Below are 21,517 nucleotides of genomic sequence, written 5' to 3'. Positions count from 1 at the left end.
GAGTTGGTTATGAAAGGCTTCGATTTCTTTAAGTTGTTTGATACCAAAGAACTATTCATCTATTACTGATGTTTCGCTACCGCTTTCATCAGTACCGACGTATCCATACGCCCGAAGCCATCTTGCTGCAGTTCGGCGTATTGTTCGTCCACCTTTTTAGTTAAAGGTAGCTCTACTCCAACGCGCTCTGCTTCTTTGAGACAGAAGCCTAAGTCTTTACGCATCCAATCAATCGCGAAGCCAAAATCAAACTTATCTTGTGACATTGTCACTGCGCGATTTTCCATCTGCCACGAGCCTGCTGCACCGTGCTTTAATGTTTCAACGACTTGCTCAATATCTAAGCCTGACTTCTGCGCAAGTAGCAGCGCTTCACTTAAGCCTTGCAAGATGCCACCGATACAAATCTGATTAACCATTTTACAGCGCTGGCCTTGACCATTTTCACCCAGCAAGGTCATCTGTTTGGCATAAACATCCATGACTGGTGCAACTTGATCAAATATCGCCTTTTCACCACCACACATAATGGTAAGTACGCCATTCTCAGCCCCGGCTTGGCCGCCAGACACTGGCGCATCAATAAAGTGATTGCCATTGGTTTGAGCCGCTTTTGCTAGCTCTACCGCTAATTCAGCAGAAGTCGTAGTATGGTCAACTAATACTGCCCCTTCTTTTAGCCCTGCAAGTACACCATCTTCACCGTAGATAACACTGCGCACGTCATCATCGTTACCCACGCAGACGAATACAATGTCACAATCCTGTGCGGCTTGTTTTGGCGTCTCACACGCAGTGCCTTGGTAATCATTAGCCCATTGCTCTGCTTTGGCTTTAGTACGATTGAATACCTGAGTTTCATGACCCGCTTTGCTTAAAAACCCAGCCATTGGATAGCCCATCACACCTAAACCAATAAAGGCTACTTTTTGCTGACTCATCCCTATCTCCTTTTGAATTTTATAGTTAGGGAGACAGTCTACTAAACATTTCTATTCTAGTTCACTAGAAATCCGAAAGATAAGTCTCTAATAGCAAAAAGCCCCATTTAGGGGCTTAGTCAATCAGTAAATAAGGTTAACCGCAATCTTTAGACCACGTAACGCCTTGATCCTTAGAGCATTCTGTAAGAGAGGTACCGTTATGGTAATAGGTATTTTTCCACCACTGACCATGAGAGTTTCTAGAAATACTAATCTGATTGTATTTAAAAGGTGTTATTGCAATGTGTTGGTGCTTAGCTCTCCACCAAGAGTCCGCACTGTGCACAGAACTATCGTTAAAATCTGTTGACAGATAGTTCAAATGATCCAAAGTGCTACGATTAAAACCTGCGACTTGGTCTGCGACGTTAACCAACCTAGCATATGGAACTTTATCATTTTCATATCTAAACGAAGCATCTGCTAAGATGTAACCATCTCGATAATTATTCACAACAGTTGCCTTCAATGTCTGAGCATAACCTGCTCCAACATTTTTATTCGCACAACTCACCCAGTCGGGTTCTTGAGTGTACGAACTATTTGTTAAACTGTATGTCGTTAATGCATCAGGTCGCACAACCTGCTCAAGGGACTCTTTAATATCACAAGTATAGGTTTTATCGTCACGCACCCAAATCGTCGCGTTCTTGGAATAATCTAAACCATCTTTATGCTGGGTATTTCGTTCAGTTTGCCTAGTCAGCAAAAGTTCGGTTTGTAAATCTTCAGAAACCTCATATTCTTTGTGAACAAGTTTTGTATCCGTCATAACAGTTATGACTTTGTACCACTTGTCTACCTGTTGCTTCTTCACGTCATCCCAGTATTTCCAATAGTAATCAACATAAGCTTGATGCGCTCCAGCATTTACGGCTTGAATTGATTTAGTATCGCTATACGACTTCTTAATCGCTGGCATCATTTTTTGGGCAAGCTGATAAACCGTATCATCCTTTTCCTTAATGAAATCGCCGTATATTTTATCCACCGCAATGTTGTATCGCTGAGCAATACGTTGATCAAGCTGCTTCACATTTTGAATAACTTTGTCTTGCGTGTTTACTGCGGATTTCAATTGCGTACAGCTCGTAATTCCGCCTTGATGTAAGTCGGCCTGAATTTGATTCCATAGCACAGTAGTCAATGGAGTCGTCGACTTAATTTCATGCTCACTGCTCAGAGTCATCGCAGGAGGAAAAACCAGTTTATACGGTTCTGTAATCGGTGTGTTCGGGTTATCTGCATCAATCGCACCTACAGGCACATTAACCACAATTGGTGCAAAATCGATACAATCAGAATTAGCACCAGCCAACGAGAGGCTATAACTACCCTCTTTATTCGTGATTGCGCTAGGCTCTCCAGAATCCAGTATTCCGTTGTAGTTAAGATCGATAAATGCTGTTGCACCAGAAATGTAACCGTCGATTGCGACACCCTTAATACTGCGAGTTTGCGTCGCAGTAGTTGGGGTTGATGAGCCACCATCACCACCTCCCCCACACGCGACAACGCCGGCAGAGAGTGAAACTACAGCAATAAGTTTTAGATTCATGACAAAAATCCTGAATTACAATGAGAGACAAAAAACGCGCCATTGGGGGAATGGCGCGTGGCGTCATGGCAGTAATGAACGCGAGTCTGATATTAACTACCTTCAACAAGAAAAAACATGAAAGGAATTAGGAGGGATAGTGCATGTTTTCTATCAAATATTTTTATTAATCCAAAGATTGTAGAAGTCGCTGTACCCACCTTTGCTTATTTCAACGCCTTGAACTTCCACACTACAGGTAACTTTTTCTTTACCATGAAATAGTGGCAATAACTGTTGGTGGCGGCATAAAGATTGCTCAATTTCTTTCAAAGCTTGGTATGGGTTTTGGTGACTTACTGCCCGTTGAACGGCTTCACAGTGTTTTTGCATCGCTTCATCATCGTAAATAAACCGCAGACCTGATGAGGCAAGTAGCCAATCATATAGCCCAAACTCTTGAGGTTGCTCGATAATTTCCTCGATGAACAAGATATCAGCTTGATCTCTCATCGCACCAGGGTCACTGATATCTTCAAGTGTTTTTATATCCACTGTGACGCCCGTTTTCTCAATTACATCTTTCAACCAAGCGACCGTTTTCTTTAACAGCGGAATCGTTAGTTTAGGCTTTGTGATTACTAGATGCCCTTCTAAGCAAGGAGGCACAGCCTGCATTATCTTGTGTTTATGTTGCGAAAAACTTAGATCATCAACGACTAAATCGGAGTCAAAATTCTTTCGTTGACTCTGCACATAATCAAGAAGCTTTTTAATGGTAGCTTGCGTAATTTCTGCGTCATTTCGATAATTGATCGCTAAGTAAGAAAGAGCATTGATCATACTCTCTTCCACCACACCTTCTTTATGATTAAAACTCAAATTGTAATCGTTTAACTCAGAAGCTTCAGTCAGAGTAATTTGATCAAGCAGTGCACTATGGCCGTAATACTTATTATGCCTTTTTAAAACCAAGCGCTCGCTATCCCACTCTTTAACGAAAAACGGCCCAGTTCCAACATTTACGCTTAGTCCACTAGCAAACTCTATCCTGTCTTCCCCGTATATCGAAGTATGCGGAAGACATAGTATGTATAGAAAAAACGGATTCGCTTGATAGAGCTCAATTGTAAGTTGGTTCCGACTAACCACTTTGATGTCGCAAACTTGTTCAAGTAGGTATTTAACTGGCCCGTCAATCAGCATCAACTGATTTAAACAATCCATAACTTGCGTCACTTCCAAGCGCTTGCCATTGTGACATATAACTTCAGGCCTTAGCCAAAGATGGATAAACCGTCCCTCAACTTGCCAGCAGTGAGCTAGTCCAGCTTGAACTTTCCCTTCTGGATCCTGTTCTAGCAATGTGTTGTATATACTGCGCAGTATTTGTAGCTCCGCCAATCTATATGTACTGGCAGGTTGAAGCCTATCAACCCAGGGGTATTGGGTTATTAGTAAGTTTCCGCACTCCTCATTAAGCTGGTTTTGCTTTTCTGTAGCTAAGGTAAGCGCTTTAACGGCGGTTTCGCCGAAAAGCTCCATCATTCGAGTAATATTGGAAAAACGGCCCTGCTCAAGCTCTGCAACGAATAGCTTCTCTAGCACACCACATAGGGTCACCTTAATTTGTAACTGACTCAGATTACCTCTGCCTTTCGAAGGTACCCAGCAAATCCAGCCTTCATCAGACAAGCTTTTAATAATATTTGACGTGTTTCGTCGCGAAGTCGAGAAAGCTACCTCTAACTCTTCGATCGCCAAATGGTAAACCTTTTCCGGTTCATATTTTAGTAGTAGCTGCTGTAGTCTACGTAAGTTTGCGTCGCTCAATGGTTATCCAATAAGTTTTGTAAATTCAATTGCATAATATTGCAGGCTGCATGAAAACATATAACATTCGTTTTGCCAATCACTAGCATAGAAAACTGAAATTGCATTGGTACTTTTCGCCTACTCATAAATGATACCTTAGTAAGTATTTTATAAATTTCACCCCTACAGAGCGTGAGCAGAATTCCGGGTTTACATTTAAACGCTACAAATAGTGAGCGACAAAAATATCATCATTATGAATACCAATAACGAGAAAACCCTATGAAAAAAATAACATCATTATTCGCTGTCACAGCCGCACTCAGTGTTTCACAAGCTGCCAGTGCCGATACTATACTCCACGCTTTCAACTGGAAGTATCAAGACGTTACTAGCAATGCCCAGCAAATCGCTGCCAACGGGTATAAGAAAGTGTTGATTTCACCTGCTATGAAGTCAAGTGGAACTCAATGGTGGGCACGCTACCAACCTCAAGATTTACGTGTTATCGACTCACCGTTAGGCAATAAACAGGACCTAGAGGCCATGATTGCAGCATTAAAAGCTCAAGGTGTCGACGTTTATGCTGATGTGGTACTCAACCACATGGCGAATGAGTCATGGAAACGCAGTGATCTTAACTACCCAGGTACCGAAGTACTCAGCGATTACTCTACTCGTGCGAGCTACTACGTTAACCAAAAATTGTTTGGCGACTTAAGTCAAAACCTATTCTCTTCATCAGATTTTCACCCTGCAGGCTGTATAACGAATTGGAATGATCCAGGTCACGTTCAGTACTGGCGCTTATGCGGTGAAAATGGTGACACAGGTCTACCTGATCTTGATCCAAACAACAAGGTTGTAGCCCAACAAAAGAGTTACCTAAAAGCTCTTAAAGCCATGGGAATCAAAGGCTTTCGAATCGATGCTGTTAAGCATATGAGCCAGTATCAAATCGATCAAATCTTCTCTTCCGATGTTACGTCAGGAATGCATGTATTTGGTGAAGTAATTACCAGTGGAGGGAAAGGTGACTCTGGCTACGAAGCATTTTTGGCGCCTTACCTAAACAATACCAACCATGCTGCATACGACTTCCCACTTTTCGCTTCAATTCGTGGTGCGTTCTCATTTGGTGGTGGTCTAAATCAGTTACATGATCCACAAGCGTATGGACAAGCGTTGGAAGATGCACGCGCGATTACTTTCACTATCACTCATGATATTCCAACCAATGATGGTTTCCGCTATCAGATTATGGACCCTACAGACGAGAAACTCGCCTACGCCTATATTCTCGGTAAAGACGGGGGTACACCACTTATTTACAGCGATGAGCTACCCGACAGTGAAGATAAAGATAATGGCCGTTGGGCAAATGTCTGGAACGACTCAAATATGGTAAACATGCTGAAGTTCCACAACGCTATGCAAGGTAAGCCAATGACCATGCTGCAAAGCGACCAATGTACTTTGCTGTTTAAACGTGGCAAAGAAGGGGTGGTTGGCATTAACAAATGTGGTGAAAGCAAATCCGTTACTGTGGATACCTACCAACATGAGTTTAACTGGAACATGCCTTATAAAGATACATTGAGTTCAGACACAACGACTGTGAACTCGCGCTACCATCAATTCACTATACCTGCCCGTACGGCGAGAATGTGGAAGCTGTAATTTAACTGCCGTGCAAAAGGCCTAATTGTGCTTAGGTCTTTTGCACATTATCTAACAAGTTCACTCTCGCTACTCCCCTAACCTATCGCTTTTACTATAATTATTTGTGTGCCAGAATGTTCGACCACACTGTTATGGATTAAGCCGTACCTATGAACTTTCAAGCTGCCATCTTTGATATGGATGGCCTACTACTCGACACAGAGCGCGTGTGTATGCGTGTTTTTAAACAAGCATGTGAAAAGGTCAATCTCCCTTTCTATGAAGACGTGTATCTATCGATCATTGGTCGAAACTCAGCTGGCATCGACACGATCCTTCGCCAAGCCTACGGTAAGGACCTAGACCGACTTCACGCAGAATGGCGAAAAGACTACGATGCAATTGTGAAACACCAAGCAATTCCCGTTAAAGACGGAGTGATCGAATTATTAGATTGGCTCAAAAAGAATAAAGTCCCAACTGCAGTGGCAACCTCTACCCATCGCGAGGTTGCAACAGTTAAACTTGAACTAGCTGGGTTGTCGAAATACTTTGATTGCCTAACCTGTGGCTGTGAAGTTGCGCACGGTAAACCTGATCCAGAAATTTACTTGCTTGCTGCGCAGCGACTGAATGTCCACGCAGATCAGTGTCTTGCATTTGAAGACTCAAATAACGGCATTCGCAGTGCCGTGGCCGCCCACATGACAAGTTTCCAGATCCCAGACCTTGTCGAACCGTGCGAAGAAGTAAAGGCACTTGGACACCAAATCTTACCCTCTTTATCGGATGTGCTAACCTACTTGAAAGCAAATCGCTGATTGCTGTTGGGTTCAATAGAATTGGCATTTTAGTCATTGCTTATATCCTTTGCCAACCTTCAATAACCAGTTGTTCTAATAAAAAGCTCCATGTGGGCTTTTTATCCGTTCGATATATCCCAACCTTTAGTATTGCCGGATAACAATCTGAATAAGGAATAACAATGACAAACCAATACGTACCACCCAAAGTCTGGAAAATAGACGACGAGAATGGCGGCCAATGGGCAAGCATCAATCGTCCTGATTCTGGTGCCCGTCACGAAAAAACGTTACCTGTTGGTCAGCACCCTATCCAGCTCCATTCAATGGGTACTCCAAATGGTCAGAAAGTCACAATCATGCTCGAAGAATTGCTTGCACTCGGCGTGAAGGAAGCCGAGTACGACGCATACTTAATTAATATTGGCGAAGGCGACCAGTTTGGTTCCGGCTTCGTTGAGATAAACCCAAACTCAAAAATTCCTGCATTAGTTGACCAATCAGGCGATACTCCGATTAATGTTTTTGAGTCAGGCAATATTCTGCTTTATCTTGCAGAGAAATTCGGCCACTTCCTGCCAAGTGAAGTTACTGCAAAAACTCAAGTCATGAACTGGTTGTTCTGGCTTCAGGGTTCTGCCCCTTACCTTGGTGGTGGATTTGGTCACTTCTACGCCTACGCACCGGAGAAGTTCGAATACCCGATCAATCGCTTTGCAATGGAAACAAAACGCCAGTTAGATGTTCTCGACAAACAGCTGGCAAACAACACTTTCATCGCGGGTGAAGAGTACAGTATTGCTGATATCGCAATTTGGCCTTGGTATGGCAACCTAGTGCTAGGTAAAACCTATGATGCTGCAGAATTCCTAGATGTTGATAGCTACAAAAACTTGAAGCGCTGGGCAGAGCAAATTGAAGCTCGACAAGCTGTGCAACGCGGTCGTATTGTTAACCGTTCTTGGGGTGAGGATTGGGAGCAAGTTCCTGAGCGCCACAGTGCTGAAGACATTGATAAAGTGCTGGCACTGAAATCCTAGTCCTATTTAAGACAGTCCTTAAAGCCCTGCTAGACATTTAGCAGGGCTTTTATTTTGTCCACAACAAAGAATTGAGCCCCACCCCTCACAACCGAAATCAACCACAAAACATAGGGTTGATTCGACGAGCTTAATTGATAATAATTATCATTACATTAAGTTGAGGTGCATATGGATAATCAACAGTTACTTTATAACGCATTCTACAAATCACAGGATCGATTTCTTGATAGTTATACTCAATGTGGATTTGAGCCTGATGTCATTCACGACTACATACATTGGGGTATGTTGCTGGCGTCTCAATACGAGTCCGGATCCGACAACGAAAATCCACTTCTGTGTGAGCTTTTCCTGCGCCAACTCTATTTTCACCTGCTTGATGCGATTCAAGATCCATTACGCAGCCGAATTTTTCGTCGAGTCAGCCTAGACTCTATCCATACCCCATTGATGTGCCTAAAGCGCTACTACTATCAATGGGAAGATGGTGATGTTCAGTTTTTGCACCTAAAACAACAACTACAGCGCATACAAGCGCCATTAGACTAATTCAAAAGGAGCTAACAATGACTCAACGCCCTACTGCACAAGAATTTCGTACCGAGAAAGACAGTATGGGAGAGGTAAAAGTCCCTCTTAATGCTCTCTATCAAGCACAAACACAACGAGCGGTTGATAACTTTCATTTCAGCAAACATACAATGCCAGAAGGCTTTATTAAAGCTCTCGCTTACATTAAACAAACTGCCGCCCTTACCAATGCGCAGCTTGGGCTGTTGGAAGGTGATATCGCCCAGGCCATTGGTGATGCCGCACAAACCATCATAGACGGACAGCATCTAGAACATTTCCCAATTGATGTCTATCAGACAGGGTCTGGCACGAGCTCAAACATGAACGCAAACGAAGTAATCGCGACCCTCGCCTCACAGCTACTTGGCGGTGATGTGAACCCTAACGACCACGTTAACATGGGACAGAGTAGTAATGACGTTGTCCCAACCGCGATCCAAATTAGCTCAGTATTAGCCATACAAACGCAGCTTATCCCAGCGTTAGAGCACCTTTCACAGGTGCTAACCGATAAGCGAGCTGAAGTTGGTGAGAGTGTAAAAACCGGGCGAACTCACCTTATGGATGCGATGCCAATTACTTTCGACCAAGAATTAGGTGGATGGCAGTTCCAAATCGAACAAGCAAAAGCCGGCATTGAACAGTCTCTCGTTGCAGTCAAAGCGTTAGCACAAGGTGGTACTGCTGTAGGAACGGGTATTAACGCAGACCCTAGATTTGCTACTAAGTTTGCAGACAATCTAGCGCAAGCAACACGTATTGATTTTACTTCGAGCGAGAACTTCTTTTATAACCTAAGCTGCCAAGATGCAATTGTCGCGCTTTCGGGACAGCTTAAAACAGCTGCGGTAGCCACAATGAAGATAGCCAACGATTTACGTTGGATGAACTCTGGCCCACTGGCAGGTTTGGGGGAAATCGAACTTCAAGGCCTTCAGCCTGGTTCATCTATCATGCCGGGAAAAGTGAACCCTGTGATTCCAGAGGCGGCAGCCATGGCAGCAGCACAAGTTATCGGTAATGACACAACAATCACGGTTGCTGGCCAATCAGGTAATTTTCAATTAAATGTTATGCTACCAGTTATTGCCCATAACGTACTTGAAAGTATTGATTTACTAGCAAACAGCGCAACAGCACTGGCAGATAAAGCAATCGCAACATTTAAAGTTCGTGGAGACAATCTCGAAGTAGCACTGGCAAAAAATCCAATTCTGGTGACAGCATTAAACCCAGTGATTGGCTACCTGAAAGCAGCAGATATTGCGAAAAAGGCCTACAAAGAAGGTGAAGCGATTATTGATGTTGCTGAACGTGAAACCGATTTGGATCGTGCAACACTAGAGCGTTTGTTGAACCCAACTAAGCTCACTAAAGGTGGTGTCGCTGAATAACGTATTTGGTAGGTCAATACAGAAAGCACACATCCTTGTGTTGTGTGCTCTGGACTAAATCCAAGCCAGAGACAACAGCAAAAATGGTAAGGCAATCGCCGATGCCATTTTTGCTAACGCCAAAAACTCTCTTAGCATCACTTCACGCTTAGGTGAAACGGCTACTTGCGAGAATAACGCCGCAACTTGCGCACTGTTCATAAGTCCTCAAACAAATGAGATGTGAAAGGAGCGGCAATTCTATAGCTAGCTCTACTCGACTTCAACTGATATAGATTTAACGAATATTTTGCGCAATTCTCCACAACACGCCAGATGGATCAATCACGCAGAACTCTAGCATCCCCCATGGCTGTTCGATCAAGTTAGTCACCTTACAACTAAAGTTTTGCTCTATCTGCGAGGCTTTGACATGGCTAAACCAACTGTTCGCATCCTCAACCAGTATGTGCATCATGGTGTTTTCTGCATGCTCAACGTTGTAGTAGTTTTGCAGTAAAAACGCATGGCTTTCGCGCCTTAAGTAAGCGACATCACCAAATACAGAGGCTACTTCAAAACCCAGTGCTTGATAAAATCGTTGAGATTCATTGAAGTCTTTACTTGGAACAAACGATTTAATTTCTGTGATAGCTAAATTACTCATGGTGAGCTTCCTTTCTCTCGGCAAAATCAACTAGATGAGCAAGGATACCCTGTTTGCAAGTGAGAATCGATATCAATAACCAATTTTCGTCACAACTATCTTGTGATCGGAGCCATTTGGTTTTTCTATACTTCTACGCTCACAGATTCTTCTACCACTTTGACTCGATTTTAACCATAAATGGTCAATTGCAATCATCGTAAAATCAGGAGTTTGAAACTGATTCGCCCAGTTTGGCCAGCTCGCTACAGGGGCGGTTTGAAAACTAGGAAACATCTTGCTAAATCGAAGACTCACAGATGAGAGGTTAAAATCTCCAACAACCAGCACCTCGTCACTAGGATAAAGCTGGTTTAACGACTCAATAGTACGAATAATTGCATTACGTCGATACCACAGTTCCTTCGTCCTTGGTGAAGTCGGATGAGCAACCATAAGAGTGATATCAATGTGCTTATTGGGGTGCCATGTTCCACGAATAATCGCTTGTTCATCAGGTGTCATGAAAACAGACATTTCTTTGAGTGGTGACCGACTGAGTACCATCTGACTTGATGGATAGCCAATCCCCTCTTGACCACCATAATAAAAGGGATAGACGTCATCAAGCATTCTAAGTTTGTCGCCTATTTCCGGTGCAACTTCCTGCAAAATTACTAAATCACTTGGATTGACGAGCAAATAGTTGATGAATCCGTTTACGTTATCATTGTCGTAATAGAGATTGAATTGCGTCACTGTAATGGGGTTTACACAATTGGCGGTTAGGATTCGAGTCGAATTTGGTGTTAGCAAATAAAACACTCCAGACGGGATTAGACAGACAAGCGCTGCTGCCCATTGCTTACAACTAAGCAATACGCCGAACATAATCCAGTAGGTAACCAAGAAAATCGCTGGAAAAGCAACTAGGTTTTCAATCCACCATGTAGACTCATAGAAAGAAAGCCCTAGCCAGAATAAGGCAGGGCAAAATACTATCAGCCAAAATAACCCTCGCTTTAACAATGCTTATTCCTCACTACACAGACTGTAAAAGTATGGGTTAAAAATCGATTATATGTAGCGGTTGACTATTTCTTCCAACGTTCCATCTTCCGCTATTTCAGCTAGCCTGCGATTAATGAATTTCTGTATAGCAGGATCTATAGACGATGAAAATGCAAGATGGATCGGGTAATCAGGGATCACATCACTAAAACCATCAATCCTATATTCGTAACGAGGCAGACCAAGACGGCCAAGATGATATTTCACACGAGATTCCATTTCGACAAAAACCGTATCTTCAGGTAAACGCTTTAAAATACTGAACGCTGCCTGATAATCTTTAACGCGTATCTCTTCCATCTTTCCTTGCTTTATATACGGCATTAATTCCGGATAATCGAACCCAAGCAGTAGCACCATCCCTTTACTCCCCAATGAAGAAATATCTTGGTAAATAAAAGGCGTAATTTGGCTAGTGACTATGGCATGACGCACCGTATATATTGGCAAGTCTGATAAGTTCTCTGACTGCACTTTCCCCCACTTCGGGCTACCGTAAGTAATCCAGTTTTCTGTTCCTCCTGCTTCTAAGATAGAAATCATGCGATTAAATGGGTAAGTGTGATAAACCAAATCGTAACGACTATCAGTAAAAATTTCAGCCACAATATCTGACACAATCCCGGAGTGTTGCTCTCCATTACGTTCAATCTGAAATGGCTGAGCTTGGTTAGCAATAACGTAGTAGTTTACTTTTTCCCCAGAATAAGACTGACTAGTGAATAAAACGCCAATCACACACAATAGCAAATGGTAAAACTTGGGCATCCTTACCTCCGTTAATTATTCTTCACAAATTCGTACGCAAATTCATTGTTGTAATACTAGGCTATTTATAGGAAACCTTGCACATAAAAGGAAAAAATGTGAGCCATTCTAGAAGCTTAAGCATTACTAAACAGTTGGTTGTCGCTACGTTGCTGATCAGCAGTGTGCTTGCTGTCGCGATTGCAAGCGTTAACTTTTATTTGGGTTACCAGGGCGAATTAAAATCTCTTGAGCAGAAGTTCTCTGAAGTTGAACATAGTTACCTAAGTAGTCTCAATTCTAGCCTGTGGGTGGTCGATACCGCTTTGCTTGAAACCCAAGCCCAAGGCATTTTTCAGCTTCCCCATATCGACTCTGTCATCATCGAGGACAGCGCCTCTACTTTGATCTCATTGGGCAACATTGAAGGCTCAAAAAAGCTCTCTAGGCAATGGCCATTGACCCATTCACTCGGAGAAAAGCAGTTTGACCTTGGTTCACTCGTAGTAGAAACAGACTTAGCTCCAATTCATGCCAAGCTGTGGAAAGATTTTATGTTCTTACTAGGGGTCACACTGCTTCAAACTAGTGTCATAGTTACCAGTTTACTTGTGCTAGTCATTAAACTAATTATAAAACCGATAAGAGAGATCTCTAGCACCATGTCAGATTTTTCAAACGGCGCAACACCACCTAAGATTGCAAATACGACGAGACCGTTTAATGATGAATTAACCACTCTACGCAGCAAATATAATGAGTGTATCGAGCAGCTTGAAGTCAATTACAGTCAGCTTTTAGATTCCAAACAAAAAGCAGAAGTTGCCAATGTTAAAAAAAGCGAGTTTCTCGCCAATATGAGCCACGAAATTCGCACTCCTATGAATGGTATTGTCGGTATTGCAGCCTTGCTTAAGAGTACCGAATTAAACGAGACTCAAAAGAACTATATTAATATTCTTTTATCTTCTTCGGATACCTTGCTCGATATCATCAACGAGGTCCTCGATTTTTCTAAAATAGAAGCCGGTCATTTTGAACTTGATAACACCCAGTACAATATCAACGAGTTACTTCAGCAACTCTCCAACGAGTTCAATTTACGTGCCACTCAAAAAGAACTGACATATCGATGTAACATAGACTCTGGATTGCCAGATTGCGTCAATGGGGATCCTGCAAGGCTTAAACAAGTACTCAATAACCTCGTCGGTAACGCACTAAAATTTACCGAACAAGGGTTTGTAGAGTTAAAAGTCACCACATCTATCAGTGAAGAAGCCAAGCTGTTATATATTGAAGTCAAAGACTCTGGTATCGGGATCCACAAAGACAAACTCGAAGCCATCTTCGAAAAATTTCAGCAAGCCGATGGCAGCACTACTCGCCAGTATGGAGGAACAGGGCTAGGCCTCGCTATTAGCCAAAAAATAGTCGAAATGATGGGTGGCGAGCTAAAAGTAATCAGTGAACTGGGTCTTGGGAGTAGTTTTTATTTTGCTATACCACTCCATGTCAGTCGTGCTACGACAACATCAGTTCAAACTCAACCTATACCTGTTCAGCAAAATCTAATCAACTTCAAGCCCAAACCACCAAATACCCCCGAATTAGTTGTACATCAGAAAGTAAGCCAAGGCGTATCAGTACTTATTGTCGAAGATACTCGCGTTAACCAGCAAATAATTAAAGGAATGCTTAACCTACTCGGTATTGAAGCCGTGATTGCCAGTAATGGTAAAGAGGCAATCGACCTATGTGAACAGCAAACATTTGATGCCATTTTAATGGATTGCCATATGCCGATAATGGACGGATACGAGGCAACAAAAACTCTCCGAGACCGCAACGGTTGGACCAAAACCGTACCGATTATCGCCATAACCGCAAACGTTATGAAAGAGCACAGAGAGCAGTGCTACGAAGCAGGCATGAACGATTTTTTATCTAAGCCCGTTCAACCTGAGCAAATAAGTAGCACCCTACATGACCAGTTGCCTTGGCTAAAAGATAAGGTGGCGCTGAGTGGTTCTCTCAATAAGCGTAACGATCAAGGAACATAGTTATATTACCTTACCCAACTTATCAAGTTAGTTCTTTCTGCAAAGGTGATGGTAATACCCACCCTCACTGGAGAAAGGTTGCGCTTTTTATAAATAACTGTGTTAGCATACGCCGCTTTTTGACACACCTCACAATTCTTACGAAATGGAGTGAGGGAAATGCAATAGCCAGTTGAACTTATTGGCGACAAAATAGCGAACTTATTAATGCCTAACCTGACGCAGTCAATCCCATGTCCCTTAAGCCAAGGTTCAAATGAAACTGCTACAAATCATCGCACACGCTTATCCTCCACCTTTGATAAATTTGAACTGAATAACCCCGTATTTCTACTAAGTGGAAGCTTTCTTGCTTTCTTTGTTGCTCTCGCTCTATTCGACACCACATTGCTGTCTGAGTGGGTTAATATCGGGTTTTCGTCATCTACCCAGTATTTTGGAGCGTTTTGGCAAGTTCTGCTGTTACTCAACTTTATCATTGGTCTGGTTATCGCACTGGGTAGAACAGGCTGTGTCCGACTTGGTGGAGTCGCTAGCCCAGAACTCGAGACATTCAAATGGCTTTCTATCGTTTTATGTACTCTACTTGCAGGTGGAGGGGTTTTCTGGGCTGCTGCTGAACCTATTGCTCATTTCGTTTCACCACCTCCAATCTATGGTGAAACCTCTCTTCACTCAATGGCGATTAACGCCTTGTCCCAATCTTTTATGCACTGGGGATTTCTTGCTTGGGCGATCTTAGGTTGCTTGTCTTCTATCGTCCTGATGCATTTACATTACGATAAAGGCCTGCCATTAAAGCCGCGTACCTTGCTCTACCCTATCTTTGGTAACAAAGCGATCAATGGCTGGATTGGTCACGTTGCAGATGCTACCAGCGTAATTGCTGTCGCAGCAGGAACTATTGGGCCAATTGGCTTCCTTGGATTACAGATCAGCTATGCTCTCAATGTTCTTTTTGATGTGCCAGACAATTTTACTACTCAAACAATTGTCATCGTATTCGCCATTGCCGCTTACACCCTATCGGCTCTGAGTGGAGTAAGTAAAGGCATCCAAATTGTTAGTCGCTACAATATATTGTTGTCGCTTGCTCTTATTGGTTACCTGCTAATTTTTGGTCCAACAAGCTTTATCGTTGATGGGTATATGCAAGGCATCGGCAAGATGGTCGACAACTTCTTTCCAATGGCACTATTTCGCGAAGATACGGAGTGGCTGAGTGGATGGACTGTGTTCTTCTGGGGCTGGTTTATTGGCTACGGGCCAATGATGGCGATCTTCATTGCTAGAATATCTCGTGGTCGAACAATTCGACAACTCGTGCTTTCAATCAGTATTGCCGCTCCACTGATCACCTGTTTTTGGTTCAGCATTGTTGGTGGCAGTGGTTTAGCTTTCGAACTCGCCAGCCCTGGCCTTATTTCCGGTGCTTTTGAAGGTTTCAATCTGCCTGCTGTTTTGCTTGCCATTACTGCTCAGTTGCCATTTCCACTGATCATTTCACTACTATTTTTGATTCTAACCACTACCTTTATCGTCACTACTGGTGATTCAATGACTTATACCATTAGTGTCGTCATTACTGGTTCAACTGAGCCAAATTCGACTATGCGCGTCTTCTGGGGGGTGGCAATGGGCGTCGTCGCCATTACGCTGATATCGATTGGTTCAGGTGGTATCTCAGCTCTACAGTCATTTATTGTAATTACAGCAGTCCCGGTTTCATTCATCCTGCTGCCATGCTTATGGAATGCACCAAACATTGCCAATCAAATGGCGCGTAAACAGGGTATTTTGTAGCGCTTAAAGGTGGTCAGTTATGTTTACAGACCACCTATTCTGTTTGATATACAAGGCCACGCTTGCCCTTAAAGAACCTTTGAAACGCATTTGTTGACATTGAGGTTACAATTCTGGCTCAAAAGTCGCTACCATTGAAATGTGACTCACTCAATCATAAATGCGTTTTAGATGATCTTTCGCTCTTTTACTGCTCTCATCCTTTGCTTGTTTGCAACCCAAACCTTTGCCTCTTCCACGCAGCAAGCCTGGCAGCAATTTTACCAGCGCAGTTGGTCAACGCTAAGCGTGACATTGTCACAAAAGCAACTTGCTCAGTATTCACATGAACTGCTTGTTTCAGACGCCCAGTACCCTAATTTCGAGCGATACTCTTGGCAAGATCTTGAAAAAGTTGCGCGAACCAAACAGAGGTGCGAGCGACCAACGCATTATAGCCCGATACTAGAAACAGCTATTGAGTTTGAACTTCTTCTCTGCAAAAGCGAGGTTATCCCAAACGCTTGGTTTGGAGAGAACCAAAAGCTTCATCCAGCGGGTGGTAGTTTCGCTGACCGATACTTTAAGCCAACAGATGACCACCCAATCAACACCAATATAGCAACTCTGCTTTCTGGTGATAATCCTGCACACCCATTACGTAAGGTATTTTCTCAGTTGTCTGATACGGGCAGGGACTCTTTGCTCAATGGCTATCGAGCGTGGCTAGAGCCCGACGCTTTGTGGCTAAATGGAGAGTTAGGATGGAAACGGATTCCAAACAAGATTTGGCAACCGATAGCACAAGACCTAAATCTAACAATCAATGCGCAGCAGTGTGATTTCCGCTACAACAATCTTTGCATTGCCAAATATAAACCAAGCACGAATCTAGTGGTTGTTACATCTTCTGCACTCTCTCTCTTGCTGGCTTTGATCCTAGCTCGAACCCTTTACTTGAAACGTCAACAACATCGTCATAAGCGTTTTGTATTGCAGTTGTTAACACATGAACTCCGCACACCAATTACTAGCCTTGGAATGACGGTTGATATGTTTAAGCATGAGTTTGATGAACTCAACGACAACGCTCAGCAAGCGATGTGGAGACTGCTAGAGGATTATCAGCGATTAACTCAACTGACCCAAGCCAGCAAAGGCTACCTTAACTCTGAAAAGGATACTGATATAATGTATCAAGAAGCATACGTCAGTGACTGGTTAGAACACATCTGCTCTGAGCACAATGTCGGCTTCAACTTAGACCGAGACCAATCACTCAAGCTGCCCTTTTATTGGCTCAGTATCTGTTTAAACAACCTAATCATTAACGCCAAACAACACGGAATCCCCCCGATAAAGGTTGATGTTTCAATCAATGGAAAGCTGAATGTCACCGTCTCGGATTGTGGTCAGTTTCCGCCTCGTTGGTATAAATGGAAAACAAAACAAAAAGAAAATGAACGCAATATGGGCATTGGTTTAGGTTTAGTCCGTCACCTGATGACGCATATTGGTGGAAAACTCATTGTGCAAACACGACCAACTCGTATTACTTTGGAGCTTCCTCTATGAACTCGATTCTGCTAGTTGAAGACGATCACCTCCTTGGACAAGGAGTCCAAACCTTATTGCAATCAAATGGTTACCAATGCACTTGGGTCACCAGTGCAAAAGAAGCCAACAAGCATTGGTTTAGCGCCGATCTTGTTGTATTAGACAGACAACTTCAAGATGGTGATAGCCTTCGGCACCTACCTAACTGGCTACAAACAAAAGCGCTACCAGTGATCGTCTTAACGGCTAAAGTCGAGGTAGAGCAGCGAGTCGAAGGATTGATGAGCGGTGCAAAAGACTATATGACCAAACCTTTTGCTCAGGAGGAGTTATTGGCAAGAATTGTCACTCATCTGCGGCCACTAGGGTCTAGTGCCATCAATTACAAAACCCTATCAATAGATGTTTCAACAAGAGTGATTCACAATGACGGGACGCCAATTAATTTGAAACCCAAAGAATTCCAACTTCTGGTACTCTTGGTACAAAATCAAGGCCGCGTGTTCCACCGCGAAGAGTTGCTCAATAAAATTTGGGGGTATCAAGCGTTCCCAACCACTCGTACGGTAGACAACCACATTCTTCGCTTACGCAATGCAATCCCGTGCCTAGCGATAGAAACTCACCGCGGCATTGGCTATCGTTTGGTGGCAGATTCATGAAGTGTCTTAGGTTGCGCACGTCCGCATTACTTCTCGTCCTGTTGTCTTCTTTAGGTAGTAGCGCAAATGACGCTTCATGGTTTCGAGACACACCAATACAGAATTCCCTAGATGCCCTAATGAATGGTCAACCACAGCAAGCATGGCAAGAGCTGATACTCTCGCTGAGCCAGAACACCATTCAACCTAAGCATTGGCAACCAGTAAAAGAAGCGATTCTCGCCCAATCGAAGTGTGGTCATAACCTCTTCGTTGAACCGAACAATGGAAGTCCTCTGTTTACCCTATCGATTATCAGTCGCTCTGACTTCTCTAGTAGCGGCTATCAAGTCAAATTGTCAACGGAGCAAGTCGGACATAGTGGCATTTTTGAGTTGTTGTCTCCACAAGGCAACACCGTTTTATCGAATACGGTCGAGCCAGACAAACAATACCAAGAATGGGAAACAAGCGAACTCATCAATCGACCCGTTGCTGGTGTTTACTTTCTCAAGTTCAATCAGAATGAAACACCTATTATTATCTCAACTTACGACAGCAGCCACTGGATTAAACGGGAAAACCAAAACCCAGTGGCATTACAGACACAACTTCCCAAGCTAAATAATAACTGTGCGTTGCCCATTGTCAGATTGCAGTGGTTTGATTCAAACTATCATCAAGTGGGGTCAAAAAAACCACTTAAGGAAATAGATCAACGAGTAGAATTAGGTCAACTAAATCCTCCACCCGAAGCTCAATACCTCAGTGCATCAGTTTTAATCTACGAATACCAACCTAGGGTGAAGGTCGAGTATATTCACCGAGTTTCCTTGCCGTTCCCCAATAGAGACAAATAGGTGACAAATAAACAACGGCGACGGTGTTTAATGAGCATATTGAAACCAGCAAGGAGTAAAATATGCTTTTCAAACCAACAAAAACCTTCCCTTTGTTAGCCGCGCTTACGAGTAGTATTCTTTCTACCAACGCTATTGGGGGAGCTGATACGGTGACCCTCAAAGAGCACAAAGATGCGATCTCCATCAACCCGAACTCATTAGCTATTAAATGGAACGACACGCTTGTCAATCAATCCGGGTTAGCTGTTGACGGGTCACCTCAGAGAGCAGAGCAAATAGAGCATTTGTCAGGTTCTCGTTCCCGTTGGGTTTTAAAGCCGAGCAATATCGTCGTTGACGCTAAACTTACTGATACGCTTACTTTGTCTTTCACTTATGATAAAAGTCAGCCAATTACAAGAGGTCAACCTGTTACAGTGAACTGGCTCAACCTACCAGAAGACAAAACAAATGAGCTCTACCTGCCTTTTAGTGAAGGGATGCGTGTTCCTACGGCTGATTCCACATGGATAAAATACTTATCAGAAAGCTGGAATGGTGTTAATACGACCCAAGATCTAAAAATGCCGTTTTGGACTGCTAAACAAGGTACACGCTACATCAGTTGGCACCTTTTAACCGCGACAAATAACGAACTGTCCTTCTCTGAGCAGGCTAACAAGCTAGATATGGCGGCCTCACATCAGTTTACCACTCTCAACTTCAACCAACCCTTCACTGTTTCAGTCAGTATTGGAAATAACTGGCTAAGTGGCGCCAAACAATACCGACAATGGCGCATAGACAATGACTTAACGTCAACTTTAGCCGAAAAAAAGAAAGCAAACCCAAACATCGAAAAACTCATTGGAGCGAGCCAAGTTTACCTTTTCGGTTCTGATGGAATTAGTGTACAAGACGTCAGCGATTGGTGGGGCTTACACACATGGCTATTTAAGCAATCTCAGCTTAGTATCGAAAAGTCTGTAAGAAAAGAGTTAAAAGATTTAGCTAAAGGTAAAGATTGGCTTAGTCGCTACCATAAACAGTTAATGGTCGACTCTATCAACCTAGCTCTGAACGAAATGTTTCAAGCCCCTGCACCAACCATGGCAAACAATACCATCGAAGATCAGTTCAAAGCGGCACAAAACAAGAGGCAGTGGCTCGCAAAAAACGCAAGGCAGTATTTAGCTGTACCAGCAACATGGGGACAAGCTATTTCAACGGATATGGTCAATCAGTTGCAAGATGCTGGTTTAACCCGACTGTGGCTTGGTTTTGACAATTGGATGCCTGCATTCTACCAACCCAATGTGGTCAATCAGGCAAAAAAAGCTGGCTATCTGGTTGGCACCTATGACTCCTACAATACCGCTATTCCACGCGGACTTAATAATGGTTGGCTAACCGCTCAACTCCCAAAACAAATGCGCAACCAATGCGCGATAGAGCAAGCGGATGGCAGTAAAAAGAAAGGGTTTCGTGGAAACGGGTACTACCTCAATCCAAGCTGTGAAATGAAATACGTAAAAAAGCGTATCGCTGATATCTTGCGCTTTGGTCACTTTGATAGCTTGTTTATCGATGCTGATGCAACTTCAATGGTAAGAGAAGACTATCATTTATCAACTAGTGAATCGAACATGCTCGAAGGCTTCAACACTCGAATGCAAACTATAGTAAGTGGTAATGATGTCGTATTAGGCTCGGAAGATGGCAACTCACTGACCACATCTGGCATTGCCTTTGCGCACGGCTTAGAAACGGTTGGATTTGGCTGGCGCGACAAAGAAATGAAGAAAGACCGTAACTCTCCCTATTTCCTTGGCCGTTGGTACCCTGACTACAAACCCGAATTCTTCTTTAAGCCAGCACGGGTAAAAGAGCCATATAAAACTTTGCTGTTTTCACCTAAATATCGAATCCCTCTATATCAAGCCGTATTTCACGACGAGGTCATAAACAGCCATCATTGGCATTCAGATAGTCTAAAATTCAGCGATGTAAAAATTGAGCGCGACCTAACGGCAATGCTCTATAACGTGCCAGCAATGGTTCATTTAAGCCGAGATGAAGTGACGTCACCTAGTAGCCCACGTTTAATCGAATTGCGAAATTATCAACAGGGGTACAAACCACTTCATAAACAACTATGGGACAAACAACTAGTCAGTTTCGAGTGGTTAGATGACACGGGAGAAGTGCAGCAAACACAGTTTAGTGACGGAAGTAAAATCATCGCCAACTTCTCTGGCAAGCCGTTTAAAACAAAGCAACACCAAATCGCGAAACAATCGATATTGGCGCTGCTAAAAGATTCAGATCCCATCTCATGGCAACCACTAAACAACAACTATCGAGGTCACTAAAGGCTAT

18 protein-coding genes are annotated in these 21,517 nt (G+C 43.2%); 11 read left to right on the top strand and 7 right to left on the bottom strand.

The window, feature by feature from the left end:
* Positions 1-62 precede the first annotated feature (62 nt).
* From ZX61_RS18170 to ZX61_RS18160, 3 genes are all read right to left on the bottom strand, one after another.
* Positions 63-941: an NAD(P)-dependent oxidoreductase gene (locus tag ZX61_RS18170; RefSeq protein WP_049846012.1), complete on the bottom strand. Its 879-nt coding sequence runs from the start codon at positions 939-941 to the stop codon at positions 63-65.
* Positions 942-1,077: 136 nt separating this feature from the next.
* Positions 1,078-2,541: a hypothetical protein gene (locus tag ZX61_RS18165; RefSeq protein ID WP_049846011.1), complete on the bottom strand. Its 1,464-nt coding sequence runs from the start codon at positions 2,539-2,541 to the stop codon at positions 1,078-1,080.
* Between the two features lie 153 nt (positions 2,542-2,694).
* Positions 2,695-4,353 (bottom strand): ABC transporter substrate-binding protein, encoded by a 1,659-nt coding sequence (locus tag ZX61_RS18160; protein ID WP_049846010.1) that lies wholly within the window; start codon positions 4,351-4,353, stop codon positions 2,695-2,697.
* A 264-nt stretch (positions 4,354-4,617) separates the two neighbouring features.
* Here ZX61_RS18160 and ZX61_RS18155 point away from each other — a divergent pair, with 264 nt between their 5' ends.
* The 5 genes from ZX61_RS18155 (at position 4,618) to ZX61_RS18135 (ending at position 9,810) form a co-directional block, all read left to right on the top strand.
* On the top strand, positions 4,618-6,015 hold the full coding sequence (locus ZX61_RS18155; protein ID WP_049846009.1) for an alpha-amylase family protein: 1,398 nt from the start codon (positions 4,618-4,620) through the stop codon (positions 6,013-6,015).
* Between the two features lie 152 nt (positions 6,016-6,167).
* A complete protein-coding gene (locus ZX61_RS18150; protein ID WP_049846008.1) occupies positions 6,168-6,818 on the top strand; it encodes an HAD family hydrolase in 651 nt (216 codons plus the stop codon).
* A gap of 164 nt (positions 6,819-6,982) precedes the next feature.
* Positions 6,983-7,840, top strand: coding sequence for a glutathione-dependent disulfide-bond oxidoreductase (yghU, locus tag ZX61_RS18145; RefSeq protein ID WP_049846007.1), 858 nt, complete (start codon positions 6,983-6,985; stop codon positions 7,838-7,840).
* A gap of 171 nt (positions 7,841-8,011) precedes the next feature.
* Positions 8,012-8,392, top strand: coding sequence for a hypothetical protein (locus ZX61_RS18140; protein WP_049846006.1), 381 nt, complete (start codon positions 8,012-8,014; stop codon positions 8,390-8,392).
* A 17-nt stretch (positions 8,393-8,409) separates the two neighbouring features.
* Positions 8,410-9,810 carry a class II fumarate hydratase gene (locus ZX61_RS18135; RefSeq protein WP_049846005.1) on the top strand — a complete coding sequence of 467 codons (1,401 nt, stop codon included), beginning with the start codon at positions 8,410-8,412 and terminating at the stop codon, positions 9,808-9,810.
* A gap of 54 nt (positions 9,811-9,864) precedes the next feature.
* On the opposite strand, the gene ZX61_RS24385 is transcribed toward ZX61_RS18135, so the two are convergent.
* The 4 genes from ZX61_RS24385 to ZX61_RS18115 all read right to left on the bottom strand — a co-directional run bounded on the left by ZX61_RS24385 (position 9,865) and on the right by ZX61_RS18115 (position 12,274).
* Positions 9,865-10,011, bottom strand: a complete 147-nt coding sequence (locus ZX61_RS24385; protein WP_049846004.1) for a hypothetical protein — start codon at positions 10,009-10,011, stop codon at positions 9,865-9,867.
* Between the two features lie 76 nt (positions 10,012-10,087).
* Complete coding sequence (locus tag ZX61_RS18125) at positions 10,088-10,456, bottom strand: VOC family protein (RefSeq protein WP_049846003.1); 369 nt, start codon at positions 10,454-10,456, stop codon at positions 10,088-10,090.
* 72 nt (positions 10,457-10,528) lie between these two features.
* Positions 10,529-11,464, bottom strand: a complete 936-nt coding sequence (locus ZX61_RS18120; protein WP_049846002.1) for an endonuclease/exonuclease/phosphatase family protein — start codon at positions 11,462-11,464, stop codon at positions 10,529-10,531.
* Between the two features lie 48 nt (positions 11,465-11,512).
* Positions 11,513-12,274 carry a substrate-binding periplasmic protein gene (locus ZX61_RS18115; RefSeq protein WP_049846001.1) on the bottom strand — a complete coding sequence of 254 codons (762 nt, stop codon included), beginning with the start codon at positions 12,272-12,274 and terminating at the stop codon, positions 11,513-11,515.
* 98 nt (positions 12,275-12,372) lie between these two features.
* Here ZX61_RS18115 and ZX61_RS18110 point away from each other — a divergent pair, with 98 nt between their 5' ends.
* The 6 genes from ZX61_RS18110 to ZX61_RS18085 all read left to right on the top strand — a co-directional run bounded on the left by ZX61_RS18110 (position 12,373) and on the right by ZX61_RS18085 (position 21,510).
* Positions 12,373-14,316 carry an ATP-binding protein gene (locus ZX61_RS18110; protein ID WP_082173517.1) on the top strand — a complete coding sequence of 648 codons (1,944 nt, stop codon included), beginning with the start codon at positions 12,373-12,375 and terminating at the stop codon, positions 14,314-14,316.
* A gap of 207 nt (positions 14,317-14,523) precedes the next feature.
* A complete protein-coding gene (locus ZX61_RS18105; protein ID WP_049846000.1) occupies positions 14,524-16,119 on the top strand; it encodes a BCCT family transporter in 1,596 nt (531 codons plus the stop codon).
* A gap of 171 nt (positions 16,120-16,290) precedes the next feature.
* Entirely contained in the window at positions 16,291-17,673 is a 1,383-nt protein-coding gene (locus ZX61_RS18100; protein ID WP_049845999.1) for an ATP-binding protein, read from the top strand.
* The gene (locus ZX61_RS18095; RefSeq protein WP_049845998.1) at positions 17,670-18,317 is read left to right on the top strand and encodes a response regulator transcription factor; all 648 of its coding nucleotides are present in this window, start codon (positions 17,670-17,672) and stop codon (positions 18,315-18,317) included. Before ZX61_RS18100 ends, ZX61_RS18095 begins: the two co-directional genes overlap by 4 nt.
* Positions 18,314-19,156: a DUF2861 family protein gene (locus tag ZX61_RS18090; RefSeq protein ID WP_049845997.1), complete on the top strand. Its 843-nt coding sequence runs from the start codon at positions 18,314-18,316 to the stop codon at positions 19,154-19,156. Before ZX61_RS18095 ends, ZX61_RS18090 begins: the two co-directional genes overlap by 4 nt.
* 62 nt (positions 19,157-19,218) lie before the next feature.
* On the top strand, positions 19,219-21,510 hold the full coding sequence (locus ZX61_RS18085) for a glycoside hydrolase (protein WP_049845996.1): 2,292 nt from the start codon (positions 19,219-19,221) through the stop codon (positions 21,508-21,510).
* Positions 21,511-21,517 lie beyond the last annotated feature (7 nt).

Origin of the sequence: Vibrio sp. VPAP30, assembly GCF_001188205.1 — a bacterium.
GTDB lineage: Bacteria > Pseudomonadota > Gammaproteobacteria > Enterobacterales > Vibrionaceae > Vibrio > Vibrio bivalvicida.
This window is presented reverse-complemented; position numbering and strand designations above follow the sequence as displayed.

What these genes read in the sequence shown, in the direction of transcription:
- ZX61_RS18170 (WP_049846012.1), bottom strand. Translation starts at nt 941, where the DNA reads ATGAGTCAGCAAAAAGTAGCCTTTATTGGTTTAGGTGTGATGGGCTAT.
- ZX61_RS18165 (WP_049846011.1), bottom strand. Translation starts at nt 2,541, where the DNA reads ATGAATCTAAAACTTATTGCTGTAGTTTCACTCTCTGCCGGCGTTGTC.
- ZX61_RS18155 (WP_049846009.1), top strand. Translation starts at nt 4,618, where the DNA reads ATGAAAAAAATAACATCATTATTCGCTGTCACAGCCGCACTCAGTGTT.
- ZX61_RS18150 (WP_049846008.1), top strand. Translation starts at nt 6,168, where the DNA reads ATGAACTTTCAAGCTGCCATCTTTGATATGGATGGCCTACTACTCGAC.
- yghU (WP_049846007.1), top strand. Translation starts at nt 6,983, where the DNA reads ATGACAAACCAATACGTACCACCCAAAGTCTGGAAAATAGACGACGAG.
- ZX61_RS18140 (WP_049846006.1), top strand. Translation starts at nt 8,012, where the DNA reads ATGGATAATCAACAGTTACTTTATAACGCATTCTACAAATCACAGGAT.
- ZX61_RS18135 (WP_049846005.1), top strand. Translation starts at nt 8,410, where the DNA reads ATGACTCAACGCCCTACTGCACAAGAATTTCGTACCGAGAAAGACAGT.
- ZX61_RS24385 (WP_049846004.1), bottom strand. Translation starts at nt 10,011, where the DNA reads ATGAACAGTGCGCAAGTTGCGGCGTTATTCTCGCAAGTAGCCGTTTCA.
- ZX61_RS18125 (WP_049846003.1), bottom strand. Translation starts at nt 10,456, where the DNA reads ATGAGTAATTTAGCTATCACAGAAATTAAATCGTTTGTTCCAAGTAAA.
- ZX61_RS18115 (WP_049846001.1), bottom strand. Translation starts at nt 12,274, where the DNA reads ATGCCCAAGTTTTACCATTTGCTATTGTGTGTGATTGGCGTTTTATTC.
- ZX61_RS18105 (WP_049846000.1), top strand. Translation starts at nt 14,524, where the DNA reads ATGCCTAACCTGACGCAGTCAATCCCATGTCCCTTAAGCCAAGGTTCA.
- ZX61_RS18100 (WP_049845999.1), top strand. Translation starts at nt 16,291, where the DNA reads ATGATCTTTCGCTCTTTTACTGCTCTCATCCTTTGCTTGTTTGCAACC.
- ZX61_RS18095 (WP_049845998.1), top strand. Translation starts at nt 17,670, where the DNA reads ATGAACTCGATTCTGCTAGTTGAAGACGATCACCTCCTTGGACAAGGA.
- ZX61_RS18090 (WP_049845997.1), top strand. Translation starts at nt 18,314, where the DNA reads ATGAAGTGTCTTAGGTTGCGCACGTCCGCATTACTTCTCGTCCTGTTG.
- ZX61_RS18085 (WP_049845996.1), top strand. Translation starts at nt 19,219, where the DNA reads ATGCTTTTCAAACCAACAAAAACCTTCCCTTTGTTAGCCGCGCTTACG.